Raw genomic sequence first — 14,364 nt, forward strand, 5'->3', positions numbered from 1 at the left:
TGGCGGACACCCGGGACCGGGCCTCGGACGCCCCGGCGCCCCACCGTCTGTCCGGGGGCCCGCCGGGGCATGGCATCCTGACCGCATGCTGACCATCACCCGAGAACTCCGCGACCGGATCGTGGCCCACGCCCGTGCCGACCACCCGGACGAGGCCTGCGGCGTGGTCGCCGGACCGGCCGGCAGCGGCCGGCCCGAGCGGTTCGTCCCGATGCTCAACGCCGCCCGCTCGCCCACCTTCTACGAGTTCGACTCGGGCGACCTGCTGAAGCTCTACCGCGAGATGGACGACCGGGACGAGGAGCCCGTCGTCGTCTACCACTCGCACACCGCCACCGAGGCCTACCCCTCGCGCACCGACGTGAGCTACGCCTCCGAGCCGTTCGCCCACTACGTCCTGGTCTCCACCGCCGACGGCAACGGCGAGGACGACCCCTACCAGTTCCGCTCGTTCCGCATCGTGGACGGCGAGATCACAGAGGAAGACGTCCAGGTCGTCGAGGTCTACGAGGCCTGACCGGCACCCACCCGGGCGAGGCCCGCCGACCCTCCGCGAGCGGTCGGCGGGCCCGTGTCGTCCCCGCGGAGTCTCAGCATCGGATACCGGAACATCCGGATCCCGAGACGGGCGTGTCGGAGCGGGCCCGGGAATCTATACGATGAGCCCATGCGTTCCGTCGATGTGAGCAACCAGGCCCCGGGCACCCGCCTCGTGGCGCGCCTGCACATCGACCTGTGCCGGCACGCCGGCGCGATCTGTCCCGGCACGCCCGCGCGCTCGCGCTGAGAGCCGCCTCGCCCCATCCCGGGCCCGGCGCCGAACCCGCGGTGCCGCGCCCCGGGCACCGTCCGCCCGGCCGCGCCCGCTGCGGCCCACCCACCCCACACGACTCGCACAGGAGCGCACCCATGGCCATCGAGGTCCGCATCCCGACCATCCTCCGCACCTACACCGACGGCGCCAAGGCCGTCGAGGGCAACGGCAGCAACCTCGGGGAACTCTTCACCGACCTCGACGCCCGCCACCCCGGCATCGCCGCCCGCCTGCTGGAGGGCGGCGAGCTGCGCCGCTTCGTCAACGTCTACCTGAACGACGAGGACGTCCGGTTCCTGGAGGGCATCTCCACCGCCGTCGCCGACGGCGACAGCGTCACCATCCTGCCCGCCGTGGCCGGCGGCGCCCGCTGACCTCCAGGCTCCCCCGCCCGGTGGTGGGGGAGCCACCCCTCTTCACCCTCACCGCCGTGGCCGGAGGCCTCCCTTGCGTTACGACAGTCCGCTCGAAGCCGTCGGCAACACCCCGCTGGTCCGCCTGCCGCGGCTGTCCGCCACCATCCCCGGCAACGCCGAGGGCCTGGTGAACCTCTGGGCCAAGCTGGAGGACCGCAACCCGACCGGTTCGATCAAGGACCGCCCGGCGCTGCACATGATCGAGCGCGCCGAGGCCGCCGGCCGGCTCACCCCGGGCTGCACCATCCTGGAGCCCACCAGCGGCAACACCGGCATCTCGCTCGCCATGGCCGCCAAGCTCAAGGGCTACCGGATGGTCTGCGTGATGCCCGAGAACACCAGCGAGGAACGGCGCGAACTGCTCCGGATGTGGGGCGCCGAGATCATCTCCTCCCCGGCCGCCGGCGGCTCCAACACCGCCGTCCGGATCGCCAAGGAGATCGCCGCCGAGCACCCCGACTGGGTCATGCTCTACCAGTACGGCAACCCCGACAACGCGGGCGCCCACTACGCCACCACCGGCCCCGAGATCCTCGCCGACCTGCCGACCGTCACCCACTTCGTGGCCGGCCTCGGCACCACCGGCACCCTGATGGGCGTCGGCCGCTTCCTGCGCGAGAAGGTCCCCGGCGTCAGGATCGTCGCCGCCGAGCCCCGCTACGACGACCTGGTGTACGGGCTGCGCAACCTCGACGAGGGCTTCGTCCCCGAGCTGTACGACGCCGAGGTGCTCACCACCCGCTTCTCGGTCGGCTCCGCGGACGCCGTCCGCCGCACCCGCGAACTCCTCCAGCAGGAGGGCATCTTCGCGGGCGTCTCCAGCGGCGCCATCCTGCACGCCGCGATCGGCGTAGGCCGCAAGGCGGCGGCCGCCGGGGAGCGCGCGGACATCGTCTTCGTGGTCGCCGACGGCGGCTGGAAGTACCTGTCCACCGGCATCTACACCGCCGAGTCCACCGAGGCGGCGGTCGAGGCGCTGCAGGGCCAGCTCTGGGCCTAGGGCCCGGACAGGCCCAAGGGCCAGCTCCGGCCCTAGCTGCTCTGAAGGGCCCGCTGGGCCCGGGCCCAGACCTGCCGGTCCACCGTGCCGGCGCGGCGGCGGAAGGCCGACAGCGGCACCTCGCGCAGCTCGTCGGTCTCCAGCCAGCTGGTCCGGCCCTGCCGGTCGCCCACCGAACCGGGCGGCAGTGGCAGGACGCCCGGGCGCTCGGCGTGGTGCTTGCTGGTGATCTTCGCGACGGTCGCGGTCCGGCCGTGCACCCGCAGCACCAGGCAGGGACGGTCCTTGGAACCGGGGCCGTCCTCGAACGGCACCTCCGCCCACCAGATCTCCTGCGGCTCCGGGCGGGACTTGGTGCTCGGGCGCGGCCGCGGACCGGTCGGCCCGGCCGGGCGCGGCGCCGGGCGGGTGCGCTTCACCAGCGCCGCCGCGACGGCCGCCAGCACGGCGACGCCCGCCACGGCCAGGACCGGCCAGATTCCCGTCATGCCATTCATGCGGCGAACCGTACCGGCCCGGCGGTGAACGCCACCACCGTGGTGACTGTGACAGTTGAGTATTTGTCCGCGTATTGCTCCCGGTTCGTCACGGAACGGCCACAGTGCCCGTTGCGCCGTGAACGCCCCGGTGCCACCCGGAAAAGCTGCCTCACGAACGTCCGCCCCCGTCCCCCCGGAGGTGCCCTCGTGAGCGGATCATCCGAACTCTGGTCGTACGCCGAGATCGCCAGGCACATCGACGTCCGGCCCGAGACCGTCCGCAACTACCGTCGGCACGGCCTGCTGCCCGACCCGGACGTGACCGACGGCAGCGGCCACCCCCGCTGGTACCCCGACACCATCCGTGTCTGGGCCCGCAACCGCCCCCGGCACCGCTGATCCGAGGCCCCTGTCGTCGCCCCGGCGTTCTGGGTGATTCCAGCCACAGCCCGGCACGGGGACGGGGGCAAAGTGCCGCTCCGCCCTTACCCTCGACACACCAACGCAGTGCTACCGGCCGACCGACCGACCGACCGGCCCGGCCTGCCGTTTTCCATGCTGTTTTCCATGCCGTTTTTCAGCAGCAGCCAGGACGTGTCAGGGCGGAGGGGCTCGGATGAAACTGACCGTGGTGGGGTGCTCGGGGAGCTTCCCGTCCGTCGACTCGCCCTGCTCCAGCTACCTGGTCGAGGCCGACGGTTACCGCGTGGTGATCGACCTCGGCAACGGGGCGCTCGGCGCGCTGCAGAAGTACACCGGCCTCTACGAGGTCGACGCCGTCCTGCTCAGCCACCTGCACGCGGACCACTGCGTCGATCTGTGCGCCTACTGGGTCGCCCGCAACTACCGCGCCGAGGGCTGCCCCGACCTGCTGCCGGTGTACGGCCCGGCGGGCACCGCCGAGCGCCTCGCCCGGGCGTACGACATGCCGGAGAGCCCCGGGATGAAGGAGGTGTTCGAGTTCCGCACCATCACCCCCGGCAGCTTCCAGCTCGGACCCTTCCGGGTCTCCGTCGCCCAGGTCAACCACCCGGTCGACGCCTTCGCCTTCCGGCTGGAGCACGGCGGTCGCTCCCTGGTCTACTCCGGCGACACCGGCGAGAGCCCGGAACTCGTGGAACTCGCCCGCGACACCGACCTGTTCCTGTGCGAGGCCGCCTACCTGGACGGCCGGGACACCTACCGGGCCGTCCACCTCAACGGCCGGGAGGCCGGCGAGCATGCCACCGCCGCCGGGGCGCGCCGACTCGTCCTCACCCACATCCCGCCGTGGACCGACGCCGAGCGCAACCGCCGCGACGCCGCCGCCGCGTACGCGGGCCCGGTCGAGCTGGCCCGGCCGGGCGCGGTGTACGAGATCTGACCAGGCCGGCGGGGCTCCCCGACGCCCCAAAAACCCCCGGCATGCGCGAGGCCCCGCCCGGCCGCTGGGGGATCAGCGGCCGGGCGGGGCCTCGATGGTTGGGGCCTCGACGGCGGGGACGGACGGGCCTCAGGCCTTGGTCACGTCCTCGATCTCGTCGTCGTCCTCGCGACCGGGGGTCTTGAGGTTGAACTTGGTGATCGCGAAGCGGAACGCGAAGTAGTAGATCGCGGCGAAGACCAGGCCGATCGGGATGATCAGCAGCGGGTTCTTGGCCAGGCTGAAGTTGATGCCGTAGTCGATCAGTCCGGCCGAGAAGCTGAAGCCGTGGTGGACGCCGAGGCCCCAGGTGATGGCCATCGAGGCCGCCGTCAGCACCGCGTGGATCGCGTACAGGACCGGGGCGATGAAGAGGAAAGTGAACTCGATCGGCTCGGTGACGCCGGTGACGAGGCTGGTCAGCGCGACCGAGATCATCATGCCCATGACGGCCTTGCGGCGCTCGGGGCGGGCGCAGTGGGCGATCGCGATGGCGGCGGCCGGCAGCGCGAACATCATGATCGGGAAGAAGCCCGCCTGGAACTGGCCGGCCGTCGGGTCGCCCGCCAGGAAGCGGTTGATGTCGCCGTGCACGACGGTGCCGTCGGCCTTGGTGAAGTCACCGGTCTGGAACCAGGCGTAGGTGTTGACGAACTGGTGCATGCCGATCGGGATCAGCGCGCGGTTGATCAGGCCGAACAGGCCGGCGCCGATCGCGCCCGCGCCCACCAGGCTGTTGTTGACGTGCGAGATCGCGTCACCGATGGGCTGCCAGCAGAGGCCGAACAGGACGCCCAGGCCGGTGCCGACGAAGGCCATGATGATCGGCACCAGGCGGCGGCCGTTGAAGAAGCCGAGCCAGTCGACCAGCTTGGTCCGGTGGAACCGCTGCCACAGGATGGCCGCGAGCAGACCGACCACGATGCCGCCGAGGACGCCCGGGTCCTGCGGCTTGCCCTTCGGCAGGGCCTCGGTGATGGTGCCGTCGGCCGGGAAGGCGGTCAGCACCTTGCTGAACACGAGGTACCCGACCAGGGCGGCCAGCGCCGTCGAGCCGTCCGCCTTCTTGGCGTAGCCGATGGCGATGCCGACGCAGAAGAGCAGCGGCAGCTGGGTGGTGATCGCACCACCCGCGGCGCCGAAGACCTCGACGAGCTTTGCGGGGAAGTGCCACTTCTCATGGATGTCGTCCTGGCCGAGGCGCGCCAGCAGACCCGCCGCAGGCAGCACGGCGATCGGCAGCTGGAGGCTGCGGCCGACCTTCTGGAGACCGGGAAGGACGCTGTTGCCGAACTTCTTGATCGGCGTCGGAGCCTTGGCGGGCGCCGGTGCCTGCGCAGACTGACTCATGGGGGTGGGTTCCTAACGGCATGGCGGTCGGTCGGGGGAAGGCACAGGGGGCCGAACCGCGAACTGGTCTACACCACGTGTGGTGTAGACCAGTTTTGTAGCACGGGTGGAGAAGGCGGGGAACCCCGGAAAGCGTCGCCGCCGGGAAGCGCTATGAAATCGAAACCTAGTCGCGGAACGACGATCATGATTTCAGTCGCGATTGGGATTTTGGCTATTTGCGCAACAAAAAGCGCCGTCGCCCTGCGGCCACTGGGCCGGGTCGGGTGTCGGGGGTGGCGCGGGGCGATCCCGCCGCTCCGGGGTGTGCGCGGCGGCTGCTGAGAGTGACCGGGGCGTCGCGGGCGTGCCCGATGTGGTGTCCCTCGCCCGTGCTCGGCCGCGGTGCGGAGCGTCGCCGGTACGGCTGGATCGCGACCGAATTATCTCTTCGCCGGCTATCGGGCAGGTAATGAGGTCCTTTCCCGAAATGCCGAAGGCCCTCGCATCGATGGGTCCGAGGGCTTTTGTGGGCGATGTTCCGGGTGGTGGGAATCAGGCCTTGGTGACGTCCTCGACCTCGCCCTCCTCCTCGCGACCCGGTGTTTTCAGGTCGAATTTGACGATGATGAATCGGAAGAGTGCGTAGTACACCGCGGCGAAGCCGAGCCCGATGATGATGATCATCCACGGCTTGGTGGCGAGCCCCCAGTTGATCACGTAGTCGATCAGGCCGGCCGAGAAGCTGAAGCCGTCGTGCACTCCGAGCCCCCAGGTGATCGCCATCGAGGCGCCGGTCAGCAGCGCGTGCACGCCGTACAGGGCCGGGGCGAGGTAGGCGAAGGAGTACTCGATCGGTTCGGTGACACCGGTGACGAAGGAGGTCAGGCCGACCGAGAGCATCAGGCCGTAGATCTCCTTTCGGCGGTGCGGCTTAGCCGAGTGCGCGATCGCGATGGCGGCGGCGGGCAGCGCGAACATCATGATGGGGAAGAAGCCGGACTGGAACTGTCCGGCCGTCGGGTCGCCCGCCAGGAATCGCGGGATGTCGCCGTGCACGACGGTGCCGTCGGCCTTGGTGAACTCCCCGAACTGGAACCAGACGAAGGTGTTCAGCAACTGGTGCATACCGATCAGCAGCAGTGCGCGGTTGAACAGGCCGAAGATGCCGGCGCCGCCCGCGCCGAGATCGGCGAGGTGCTGCGAGAAGTCGTTCAGGCCGCGGCCGATCGGCGGCCAGACCCACAGCGCGAGCACGGCGGTCAGCGTGCCGACCAGGGCGGTGATCATCGGCACCAGTCGGCGGCCGTTGAAGAAGCCCAACCAGTCGACCAGCCTGGTGCGGTGGAAGCGCACCCACAGCCAGGCCGACATCAGGCCGATCAGGATGCCGCCGAGCACCCCCGGGTTCTGGTAGGTCGCGGCGGCGGCCTTCGCCGAGGAGTAGTCCACGCACTGGTCGCTGACGAGCACCGTCGGCGGCTCGCAGTTCTCCGGGAAGGCGTGCAGGACCCGGTAGTAGACGAGGAAGCCGACCACGGCGGCCAGGGCCGTCGAACCGTCCGCCTTCTTGGCCATGCCGATCGCCACACCGATGCAGAACAGCATCGGCAGGCCGAGCGAGGAGTCGAGCAGGGCGCCGCCCGCCGCCGCGAAGACCTTGGCGACGTTGTTCCAGCCCAGGCCGTCCTTGCCGAAGACGTCCGGCTGACCGAGCCGGTTGAGGATGCCCGCCGCGGGGAGCACCGCGACCGGCAACTGCAGCGAGCGGCCCATCTTCTGGAGTCCGCCGTAGAAGGTGTGCCACCACGTGGTCTGCGGGGCCGCGGCTCCTGCCGAACTCGTCATTCGCCCTCCGGGAGCGGTTGCCGTCCCGAGGCCCGCTGCGGGACCCTCGGGCGAGGCCCAGGAACACCCGGGGTCCTTCCCGCGTTCACTGGAGTACACATATATTGGTGTAGACCACTTTGGGACGCGGGCCGAACGCCGGGACGCGGGCCCCGCTGACCGTCATTCTCGGGCGGCGGCCAGGAGCCTGCGCGCCGGAATAGGCCAAATGTGGTCTAACGTGGCATACCGGACCGGCTCGGGTCATGCTTGTCGCGCTGCCCGGCAGCACGACCGCAGCTGAACCCGCGTCAGCCTCCGGCACGGACCTCACCACCCGACGGTCGAGGACCACCCCAGCACAGTGCAGGACGGCACCCGGCAGAGCCGCCGACGGGCCGAGACAGAGGGAGAGAACCAGATGGCCAGCAAGGCTGAGAAGATCGTCGCCGGTCTGGGCGGCATCGAGAACATCGAAGAGGTCGAGGGCTGCATCACCCGCCTGCGCACCGAGGTCAAGGACGCCGCCCTGGTCGACGAGGCCGCCCTCAAGGCCGCCGGCGCCCACGGCGTCGTGAAGATGGGTACCGCGATCCAGGTCGTCATCGGCACCGACGCCGACCCGATCGCCGCCGACATCGAGGACATGATGTGAGCTGAGCCACCCAGGCTCACCACTCCCGGCCCGCCGACCCGCTCAGGGTGACGGCGGGCCGAGGCACATCCGGAACGGGCGTCCGGAGCGACTACGCTCAGTGCCTATGTCACGCATCGACGGCCGCACCCCCGAACAGCTCCGCCCCATCACCATCGAGCGGGGCTGGAGCAAGCACGCCGAAGGCTCCGTCCTCATCTCCTACGGCGACACCAAGGTGCTGTGCACCGCCAGCGTCACCGAGGGCGTCCCGCGCTGGCGCAAGGGCAGCGGAGAGGGCTGGGTCACCGCCGAATACTCCATGCTCCCGCGCGCCACCAACACCCGCGGCGACCGCGAGGCCGTCAAGGGCCGCATCGGTGGCCGCACCCACGAGATCAGCCGGCTCATCGGCCGCTCGCTGCGCGCCGTGGTCGACCATCGCGCCCTCGCCGAGAACACCATCGTGCTCGACTGCGACGTCCTCCAGGCCGACGGAGGCACCCGCACCGCCGCCATCACCGGCGCCTACGTCGCCCTGGTCGACGCCGTCTCCTGGGCCCGCGAGCGCAAGCTGCTGCGCGCCAAGGGCCAGCCGATCACCGGCGGCGTCAGCGCCGTCAGCGTCGGCATCATCGACGGCGTCCCGATGCTCGACCTCCAGTACGAGGAGGACGTGCGCGCCGGGACCGACATGAACATCGTCTGCACCTCCGACGGCCGCTTCGTCGAGGTCCAGGGCACCGCCGAAGGCGCCCCCTTCGACCGCGACCTGCTCAACCGGCTGCTCGACCTCGGCACCCTCGGCTGCTCCGAGCTGGACGTGATCCAGCGCAAGGCCCTGGAGGGCTGAGCCCGCATCAAGGGTGAACCGGCGCGGGCCGCACGGCCGTCGAGGTCTTCGGACGCGCCGTTCGACATGCCGTCGGACGACCTGCTGTACAGGCCGGGCCCGCAGACCGTACGGTTCCCGCAGCACCCCCGCTGCGGGAACCGCGCACCCTGTGGCGCGCGTCCCTCCCCGCGGAACCCGCGCCATCAGGAGGACCGGATGCAGTCGAGCATCGCCCGCCCCGCCGTCCTCGCCGTGGCCGGACTGATCGCGATCCTCCCGCTCAGCATGGTGAGCTGCTCCGCCGCCCAGAAGGCGATCGACTGCGGCAACACCGCCGTGAAGGTCACCGGCGACATCGCCGACCTCACCAAGGCCTACGACAACGCCGGCAACGACTCGGCCGCCGCCGGGAAGGCGCTGCAGAAGCTCAAGGGCGACCTCGACCAGATCGGGAAGAACTCCAAGAACACCGACGTCGTCAAGGCCGCGACCGACCTGCAGAAGCAGGCCGACAAGGTCCAGCAGGCCGTCGACAGGAAGGAAGCCCCCGACCTCAAGCCACTCGGCGACGCGGCGGGCAACCTCACCTCGGTCTGCACCGGCTGATCCGTTTCGCCCTCTGGATAAGGTGGGCGACATGTCCACCCGCCTGATCCTCGCCACCCGCAACCAGCACAAGGTCGCCGAGCTGCGCGCCATCCTCACCGACGCCGGCCTGGACGTCGAACTCGTCGGCGCCGACGCCTACCCCGAGATCCCGGACGTCCCCGAGACCGGCGTCACCTTCGCCGAGAACGCCCTGCTCAAGGCCCACGCCCTGGCCCGCGCCACCGGCCTGCCCGCCGTCGCCGACGACTCCGGCCTCTGCGTGGACGTGCTCAACGGCGCGCCCGGCATCTTCTCCGCCCGCTGGTCCGGCAAGCACGGCGACGACCGCGCCAACCTCGACCTGCTGCTCGCCCAGCTCTCCGACATCGCCGAGCCGCACCGCGGCGCCCACTTCTTCTGCGCCGCCGCCCTCGCCCTGCCCGACGGCACCGAGCGCGTCGTCGAGGGCCGCCTCCTCGGTACCCTGCGCACCGCCCCGGCCGGCACCAACGGCTTCGGCTACGACCCGATCCTCCAGCCGCTCGGCGAGACCCGCACCTGTGCCGAGCTCACCGCGGACGAGAAGAACGCCATCAGCCACCGCGGCCAGGCCTTCCGGGCCCTGGCGCCGGTGGTGAAGGACCTGCTGGGCTGACAGCCCGTCCGTCGAACGCCGAAGGCCCGCCCCGGAAGCATCCGGGGCGGGCCTTCGAACCTAAAGCTGGTGCGGCCTGAGGGATTCGAACCCTCACGGGGTTTCCCCCACCGGATCCTAAGTCCGGCGCGTCTGCCTGCTCCGCCAAGGCCGCGTGGTCTCTAGTCTAGGGCTTCGCTTCGGGCGGGGACACCGTGATTCCGTCCGGTGGTGTGGCCGTTCTTCCTCCGCCTGCGGTAGGTCGGAGTGACGGAGTGGCAGTTCGGGCGGGGCGGCCGGATGGCGGTCGTGGCGTCGGAGCAGGTGCGGCCCTCTCCCGCACCCGGGAGAGGGCCGACCGCTTCCGAGCGTCTCAGGACCCGGAGATCCGCGACGACCTCACGTCGGCGTGGGTCACGAGTGCTCGTGCCCGCGTGACGCGGGCGGGATGCTCTGCTCGTACTGGAAGACGTTGTGGGGGTCGTACTCCGCCTTGATCTCGCGCAGCCGGTCGAAGTTGGGGCCCCAGTAGGCGGTTTCCCAGTTCTGCATTCCGACATTCGGCACGTTGACGTAGGCACCGTTCACGTAGGGCCGCATCGCCTGGCTGAACTCGGCAGTCCATGCCTGGGCCTGCGGGGTGAGCGGGTCGCAGACGCCCGGCTGTGTTCCACGAGTCCCCCAGCCGGCACCGATCTCGCCGTAGAAGAGCGCGTCGCGGTGCGGGAACGCGGTGCCGCAGCGGGGGGGCCTCCTGACCGCTCCGCCGAAGGCCTGGGTGAAGTAGTTGCTGTCATCCGTCGGGGCGTTCTGCATGAACGAGCCGATCACGCTGATCGCTTCCTTCGGGAACGGCTTTCCGGTGAACTGTGAGAAGAACTTCCAGTTCGCGGGCTCGGCCGTGATGGGGACCTGGAATCCCGCATATACGTCGCCCCAGTTGCCCACCTGCGTCGAGACCTTCGGGCTGCCGACCGACAGGATCGGGGCCAACAACTTCTTCGCCTCTTCCGGTGATCCTTCAGCGAGAACCGCGAACAGCAGAATCTGGTTCCTGTGGACCTCAAGCTGGGTTCCGAGGCGGTCGTCGGCGGTCGGCCCCGTACGCTGCCATGCGTCGAAGACCCCCTGCAGATCGCCGAGGCCGTCCCACGTCGCCTGCACATAGGTGACGAACTTCAGCGGAGCCGTCTGGTAGGTGAGCGACGTGACGATCCCGAAGTTGCCGTTCCCCGCCCCGCGGAGCGCCCAGAGCAGGTCTGAGTCGTCGTTCAAGGACGCCTTGATCACCTTGGCGCACTCGGCACCCGACGCGACGACGATCTCAGCCCCCACGAGGCTGTCGCAGGCCATGCCGAGCCAGCGGGTGAGGAACCCGAAGCCGCCGCCGAGCGTCGCACCGGACAGGCCTACGCTGCCCTCCGTTCCCGTCGTCACCGCGAGGTCCTGCTTCGCGAGTGTGGTCACCGCTTCCAACTGGTTGAGCCCGGCGCCGACCGTCGCGATACGAGACGCGGTGTCGATCTGGACCGACTTCAACTCGCTGATGTCGATCACGATGCCGTTGTCCACGTTCGACCAGCCCTCAAGGGCGTGACGGCCACTCCGTACCCGCACCGCGACGTCGTTCTGTCGCGCCCAGGTGAGGGCGTTGACCACGTCCTGGGTGTTCTGGGCGAAGACGATGACCAGCGGATAGTGAGCGAAGAGCTGGTCCCAGCCGAGCCTCGCATCCGTGAAGCCGGGGTCCTCGGGGCGGACGATGCGGCCGGTCAGCTCCGCCGGCGGGCACTTCTCGTCCTCCGGCCCTTTGGTCGCGGCGCTCGCGCCCGGGGCTCCTGCAGCCGTAATGCCCGGAACAACGACCGCGCCGACGCCGGCGACTGCTGTCGCCTTGAGCAAGCCGCGACGAGAAAAATCGTGCATAGTCCATGTCCTCCCGACCGGGATGTGAGGCAAATCTCGTCCACCGGCTGGCAGTTCAGTACTTCGTGGACGACTCCTAGGGTCCGCAGAGTAACGAGGGTGCCCGTGGCGGTGTTGCCCGACACGCTCATCGGGGAAGGGGGCGACGATAAGTGATATATGCGGCCGGTGCGCGCACTGCGGTCGCCGAAGTCGTGACAGGATTACCGTCGAGCCGACAATTATTTCACGGGAATGACGGGCTGTCAGTCGGCATTGTTCCCGCACCCGACGGATCGGGGTGGGCAGGGGCGGCGGAGGTCGTAGGAGGTCGATGACGGACCGTGAGAGCGGATCGTTCCGCTGCTGCCGGTGATCCGGCAGGACGGCCCGGGCCCGGGCAACGCGGGCGGTCTGAAGGGCGCTGGCAACCGCGTGTCGTCAAGCCGCCGGGCCGGCAGTCGCCGGCGCCGGGCGCCTCGGCCGACATGGACTTCGTCCACTACCTGTCTGACAGCGGCCCGTTGAGGCGGGAGACGGCGGTGGCGGCGCACCCGGTCTGGGGGTGTGCCGCCACCGCCGCGTTCGCGGGAGTCCGGGGGATCCCGGAGGGCTCAGGCCTCGACCTTGAGGTCGCGCAGCAGCTTGGCGACGTGGCCGGTGGCCTTGACGTTGTACAGCGCACGCTCGACCTTGCCCTGCTCGTCGACGATCACCGTGGAGCGGATGACGCCCAGGTAGGTGCGGCCGTAGTTCTGCTTCTCGCCGTAGGCGCCGTACGCCTCCAGGGCCGCGTGGTCCGGGTCGGAGAGCAGGGTGACCTTGAGGTTCTCGGCCTCGCGGAACGCGCCGAGCTTCTCCGGCTGGTCCGGCGAGATGCCGATGACGTCGTAGCCGGCGCCCGCGAGGACCTCCAGGTTGTCGGTGAAGTCGCAGGCCTGCTTGGTGCACCCGGGGGTGAGGGCCTTGGGGTAGAAGTAGACGATGACCTTGCGGCCCAGGTGGTCGGCGAGGGAGACCTGGTTGCCGTCGGCGTCGGACAGGCTGAAGGCGGGCGCGGTGTCGCCGGGCTGGAGACGCTCAGTCATGGGGTGGACTCTCCTGGTGCGTGCGGCTGGGACGTGCGGTCGTACCACGGCAAACTTACCTCCGTTGGTGGGTGGGGCCGCGCGGCCTTGCATGCCAGCTGACAAACTGGGTCGGTCGCACAGGACGACCAGGACTACATCGGCAAGTGAATGGGGTGGCCCGAGTGGGCGAGGCGAGCACGCAGGACAAGCCGCAGCGGACGGCCGTCCAGATCGAGGCGGACATCGAGCGCACCCGCGGCCGGCTGGCGGAGACCCTGGACGAGCTGGCCGTGCGGATCCACCCGAGCACCATCTCCGCCCAGGTCAAGGCCAAGGCGATGGCCTCCGTCGAGGAGAAGGCGGGCCGGGCGTACGTGGCCGCGAACGGCCTGGTGGAGAAGGTCCGGGCGCAGTTCGTGGACGAGAAGGGCCGGCCGCGCAAGGAGCGGGTCGTCCCGGCCGCGCTGGTCGGTGCGGGCCTGGTGCTGCTGATCGCCTCCTCCCGCCGGCGCCGCAAGGCTGAGCGGTAGTGGTGGAACGGCCGGGCGCCCGCGGGCACCCGGCCTTCCGTATGCCGGGCTGACGTCACGCTCCGCGCCCGGGAGCGGTACCTTCGGGACCGTGAGTACGAACGACGAAGCGACCCGCTCCGACCAGGAGCACGAGCCCGCGCGGCACGACCGGCTGGGCGAGAAGCTGCCGATCAGGATGCTGCACGACCGCGTGCTGGTGCGCATCGAGGGCAGCGAGGGCGAGCGCCGCTCGACCGGCGGCATCCTGATCCCGGCGACCGCTGAGCTAAGTAAAAGGTGCACGTGGGCGGAAGCTGTGGCTGTCGGCCAGAGCGTGCGCTCGGTGGAGCCCGGTGACCGCGTCCTGTACGACCCGGAGGACAAGCTGGAGGTCGAGGTCCGCGGCGCCACCTACGTGCTGCTGCGCGAGCGCGACCTGCACGCCGTCGCCGCGACCCGTTTCGGGGACACCGAGGGCTCGACCGGGCTGTACCTCTGACCATGGAGCGTCTGCGGTACTTCTTCGAGGCGGGGGTCGTCGGTACGGCGCTGTGGCCGGATGACGTGGAGAGCCCGTACGGCTACCCGGCTGAGCTGGACCGGCTGCCGATCAGTGCCGCGCTGGCGGCCGAGCTGGTGGAGCTGTCGGAGTGGTTCCAGTCCGTGATCGACTGGGACGACCCGGGCGGCCCGTCGCCCTGGTCGCAGGACGAGAGGGACCGGTTCAACGCCCGGGCCCGTGCCGCGCTGGCCGCGCTGCGCGAGGAGCTCGGCCCGCGCTGGACGGTCGTGGACCGGGTCCGACCGGTCGACTGAACCACGCTCCGGCGCCCTCATCGGGCTCCGGGGCCGCCGGCCGTCGTCGTCCGGCGCTTCCGTTTCCCGGGCCGGCTGATGGGCGCCGGATGTGTCGGTGGTG

Annotated in this window: 18 protein-coding genes and 1 tRNA gene; 13 read left to right on the forward strand and 6 right to left on the reverse strand. The window is 70.3% G+C overall.

The features are described 5' to 3' along the window. The first annotated feature begins 85 nt into the window (after positions 1 to 85). From ABZW30_RS16925 to ABZW30_RS16940, 4 genes are all read left to right on the forward strand, one after another. The gene (locus ABZW30_RS16925) at positions 86 to 517 is read left to right on the forward strand and encodes a M67 family metallopeptidase (protein WP_355671867.1); all 432 of its coding nucleotides are present in this window, start codon (positions 86 to 88) and stop codon (positions 515 to 517) included. Positions 518 to 667: 150 nt separating this feature from the next. Then, on the forward strand, positions 668 to 787 hold the full coding sequence (locus ABZW30_RS16930) for a putative leader peptide (protein WP_317621128.1): 120 nt from the start codon (positions 668 to 670) through the stop codon (positions 785 to 787). A gap of 122 nt (positions 788 to 909) precedes the next feature. Further along, the gene (locus ABZW30_RS16935; RefSeq protein WP_355671868.1) at positions 910 to 1,188 is read left to right on the forward strand and encodes a MoaD/ThiS family protein; all 279 of its coding nucleotides are present in this window, start codon (positions 910 to 912) and stop codon (positions 1,186 to 1,188) included. A gap of 73 nt (positions 1,189 to 1,261) precedes the next feature. Beyond that, entirely contained in the window at positions 1,262 to 2,230 is a 969-nt protein-coding gene (locus ABZW30_RS16940; RefSeq protein ID WP_355671869.1) for a cysteine synthase, read from the forward strand. Between the two features lie 32 nt (positions 2,231 to 2,262). Here ABZW30_RS16940 and ABZW30_RS16945 read toward each other — a convergent pair whose 3' ends face one another. Next, positions 2,263 to 2,727, reverse strand: a complete 465-nt coding sequence (locus ABZW30_RS16945) for a type II toxin-antitoxin system PemK/MazF family toxin (RefSeq protein ID WP_355671870.1) — start codon at positions 2,725 to 2,727, stop codon at positions 2,263 to 2,265. A 189-nt stretch (positions 2,728 to 2,916) separates the two neighbouring features. Between ABZW30_RS16945 and ABZW30_RS16950 the strand changes: the two genes are divergently transcribed. Both ABZW30_RS16950 and ABZW30_RS16955 read left to right on the forward strand, forming a co-directional pair. Beyond that, positions 2,917 to 3,108: a MerR family transcriptional regulator gene (locus ABZW30_RS16950; RefSeq protein ID WP_355671871.1), complete on the forward strand. Its 192-nt coding sequence runs from the start codon at positions 2,917 to 2,919 to the stop codon at positions 3,106 to 3,108. A gap of 217 nt (positions 3,109 to 3,325) precedes the next feature. Further along, complete coding sequence (locus ABZW30_RS16955; protein ID WP_355671872.1) at positions 3,326 to 4,072, forward strand: MBL fold metallo-hydrolase; 747 nt, start codon at positions 3,326 to 3,328, stop codon at positions 4,070 to 4,072. A gap of 129 nt (positions 4,073 to 4,201) precedes the next feature. On the opposite strand, the gene ABZW30_RS16960 is transcribed toward ABZW30_RS16955, so the two are convergent. Then, positions 4,202 to 5,461 carry a PTS transporter subunit EIIC gene (locus tag ABZW30_RS16960; RefSeq protein WP_355671873.1) on the reverse strand — a complete coding sequence of 420 codons (1,260 nt, stop codon included), beginning with the start codon at positions 5,459 to 5,461 and terminating at the stop codon, positions 4,202 to 4,204. A gap of 534 nt (positions 5,462 to 5,995) precedes the next feature. After that, positions 5,996 to 7,288, reverse strand: a complete 1,293-nt coding sequence (locus tag ABZW30_RS16965; RefSeq protein ID WP_355671874.1) for a PTS transporter subunit EIIC — start codon at positions 7,286 to 7,288, stop codon at positions 5,996 to 5,998. 343 nt (positions 7,289 to 7,631) lie between these two features. Between ABZW30_RS16965 and ABZW30_RS16970 the strand changes: the two genes are divergently transcribed. From ABZW30_RS16970 to rdgB, 4 genes are all read left to right on the forward strand, one after another. Beyond that, on the forward strand, positions 7,632 to 7,922 hold the full coding sequence (locus ABZW30_RS16970) for a PTS glucose/sucrose transporter subunit IIB (protein WP_355671875.1): 291 nt from the start codon (positions 7,632 to 7,634) through the stop codon (positions 7,920 to 7,922). Positions 7,923 to 8,028: 106 nt separating this feature from the next. Next, complete coding sequence (gene rph, locus ABZW30_RS16975) at positions 8,029 to 8,754, forward strand: ribonuclease PH (RefSeq protein WP_355671876.1); 726 nt, start codon at positions 8,029 to 8,031, stop codon at positions 8,752 to 8,754. Positions 8,755 to 8,952: 198 nt separating this feature from the next. After that, the gene (locus ABZW30_RS16980; protein WP_355671877.1) at positions 8,953 to 9,342 is read left to right on the forward strand and encodes a hypothetical protein; all 390 of its coding nucleotides are present in this window, start codon (positions 8,953 to 8,955) and stop codon (positions 9,340 to 9,342) included. 31 nt (positions 9,343 to 9,373) lie between these two features. Next, positions 9,374 to 9,979, forward strand: coding sequence for an RdgB/HAM1 family non-canonical purine NTP pyrophosphatase (gene rdgB / locus ABZW30_RS16985; RefSeq protein ID WP_355671878.1), 606 nt, complete (start codon positions 9,374 to 9,376; stop codon positions 9,977 to 9,979). A gap of 67 nt (positions 9,980 to 10,046) precedes the next feature. Here rdgB and ABZW30_RS16990 read toward each other — a convergent pair. The 3 genes from ABZW30_RS16990 to bcp all read right to left on the reverse strand — a co-directional run bounded on the left by ABZW30_RS16990 (position 10,047) and on the right by bcp (position 12,951). Further along, positions 10,047 to 10,133, reverse strand: a tRNA-Leu gene (locus tag ABZW30_RS16990). Positions 10,134 to 10,372: 239 nt separating this feature from the next. After that, complete coding sequence (locus ABZW30_RS16995) at positions 10,373 to 11,884, reverse strand: FAD-binding oxidoreductase (protein WP_355671879.1); 1,512 nt, start codon at positions 11,882 to 11,884, stop codon at positions 10,373 to 10,375. Positions 11,885 to 12,477: 593 nt separating this feature from the next. Then, positions 12,478 to 12,951, reverse strand: a complete 474-nt coding sequence (gene bcp / locus ABZW30_RS17000) for a thioredoxin-dependent thiol peroxidase (protein WP_355671880.1) — start codon at positions 12,949 to 12,951, stop codon at positions 12,478 to 12,480. Between the two features lie 164 nt (positions 12,952 to 13,115). Between bcp and ABZW30_RS17005 the strand changes: the two genes are divergently transcribed. The 3 genes from ABZW30_RS17005 to ABZW30_RS17015 all read left to right on the forward strand — a co-directional run bounded on the left by ABZW30_RS17005 (position 13,116) and on the right by ABZW30_RS17015 (position 14,261). After that, positions 13,116 to 13,463, forward strand: coding sequence for a DUF3618 domain-containing protein (locus tag ABZW30_RS17005; protein ID WP_355671881.1), 348 nt, complete (start codon positions 13,116 to 13,118; stop codon positions 13,461 to 13,463). Positions 13,464 to 13,641: 178 nt separating this feature from the next. After that, positions 13,642 to 13,944, forward strand: a complete 303-nt coding sequence (locus ABZW30_RS17010) for a co-chaperone GroES (protein ID WP_079136310.1) — start codon at positions 13,642 to 13,644, stop codon at positions 13,942 to 13,944. A gap of 2 nt (positions 13,945 to 13,946) precedes the next feature. Beyond that, positions 13,947 to 14,261, forward strand: a complete 315-nt coding sequence (locus tag ABZW30_RS17015; RefSeq protein ID WP_355671882.1) for a hypothetical protein — start codon at positions 13,947 to 13,949, stop codon at positions 14,259 to 14,261. Positions 14,262 to 14,364: the final 103 nt, after the last annotated feature.

The sequence above is a fragment of the Kitasatospora sp. NPDC004669 genome (assembly GCF_040609455.1).
In the GTDB taxonomy this organism is placed as follows: Bacteria; Actinomycetota; Actinomycetes; order Streptomycetales; family Streptomycetaceae; genus Kitasatospora.

Bases quoted from the DNA above. Each gene is read 5' to 3' on its own strand.
- ABZW30_RS16925 (WP_355671867.1), top strand. From the start codon at position 86: ATGCTGACCATCACCCGAGAACTCCGCGACCGGATCGTGGCCCACGCC.
- ABZW30_RS16930 (WP_317621128.1), top strand. From the start codon at position 668: ATGCGTTCCGTCGATGTGAGCAACCAGGCCCCGGGCACCCGCCTCGTG.
- ABZW30_RS16935 (WP_355671868.1), top strand. From the start codon at position 910: ATGGCCATCGAGGTCCGCATCCCGACCATCCTCCGCACCTACACCGAC.
- ABZW30_RS16945 (WP_355671870.1), bottom strand. From the start codon at position 2,727: ATGAATGGCATGACGGGAATCTGGCCGGTCCTGGCCGTGGCGGGCGTC.
- ABZW30_RS16955 (WP_355671872.1), top strand. From the start codon at position 3,326: ATGAAACTGACCGTGGTGGGGTGCTCGGGGAGCTTCCCGTCCGTCGAC.
- ABZW30_RS16960 (WP_355671873.1), bottom strand. From the start codon at position 5,461: ATGAGTCAGTCTGCGCAGGCACCGGCGCCCGCCAAGGCTCCGACGCCG.
- ABZW30_RS16965 (WP_355671874.1), bottom strand. From the start codon at position 7,288: ATGACGAGTTCGGCAGGAGCCGCGGCCCCGCAGACCACGTGGTGGCAC.
- rph (WP_355671876.1), top strand. From the start codon at position 8,029: ATGTCACGCATCGACGGCCGCACCCCCGAACAGCTCCGCCCCATCACC.
- ABZW30_RS16980 (WP_355671877.1), top strand. From the start codon at position 8,953: ATGCAGTCGAGCATCGCCCGCCCCGCCGTCCTCGCCGTGGCCGGACTG.
- rdgB (WP_355671878.1), top strand. From the start codon at position 9,374: ATGTCCACCCGCCTGATCCTCGCCACCCGCAACCAGCACAAGGTCGCC.
- ABZW30_RS16995 (WP_355671879.1), bottom strand. From the start codon at position 11,884: ATGCACGATTTTTCTCGTCGCGGCTTGCTCAAGGCGACAGCAGTCGCC.
- bcp (WP_355671880.1), bottom strand. From the start codon at position 12,951: ATGACTGAGCGTCTCCAGCCCGGCGACACCGCGCCCGCCTTCAGCCTG.
- ABZW30_RS17010 (WP_079136310.1), top strand. From the start codon at position 13,642: ATGCTGCACGACCGCGTGCTGGTGCGCATCGAGGGCAGCGAGGGCGAG.
- ABZW30_RS17015 (WP_355671882.1), top strand. From the start codon at position 13,947: ATGGAGCGTCTGCGGTACTTCTTCGAGGCGGGGGTCGTCGGTACGGCG.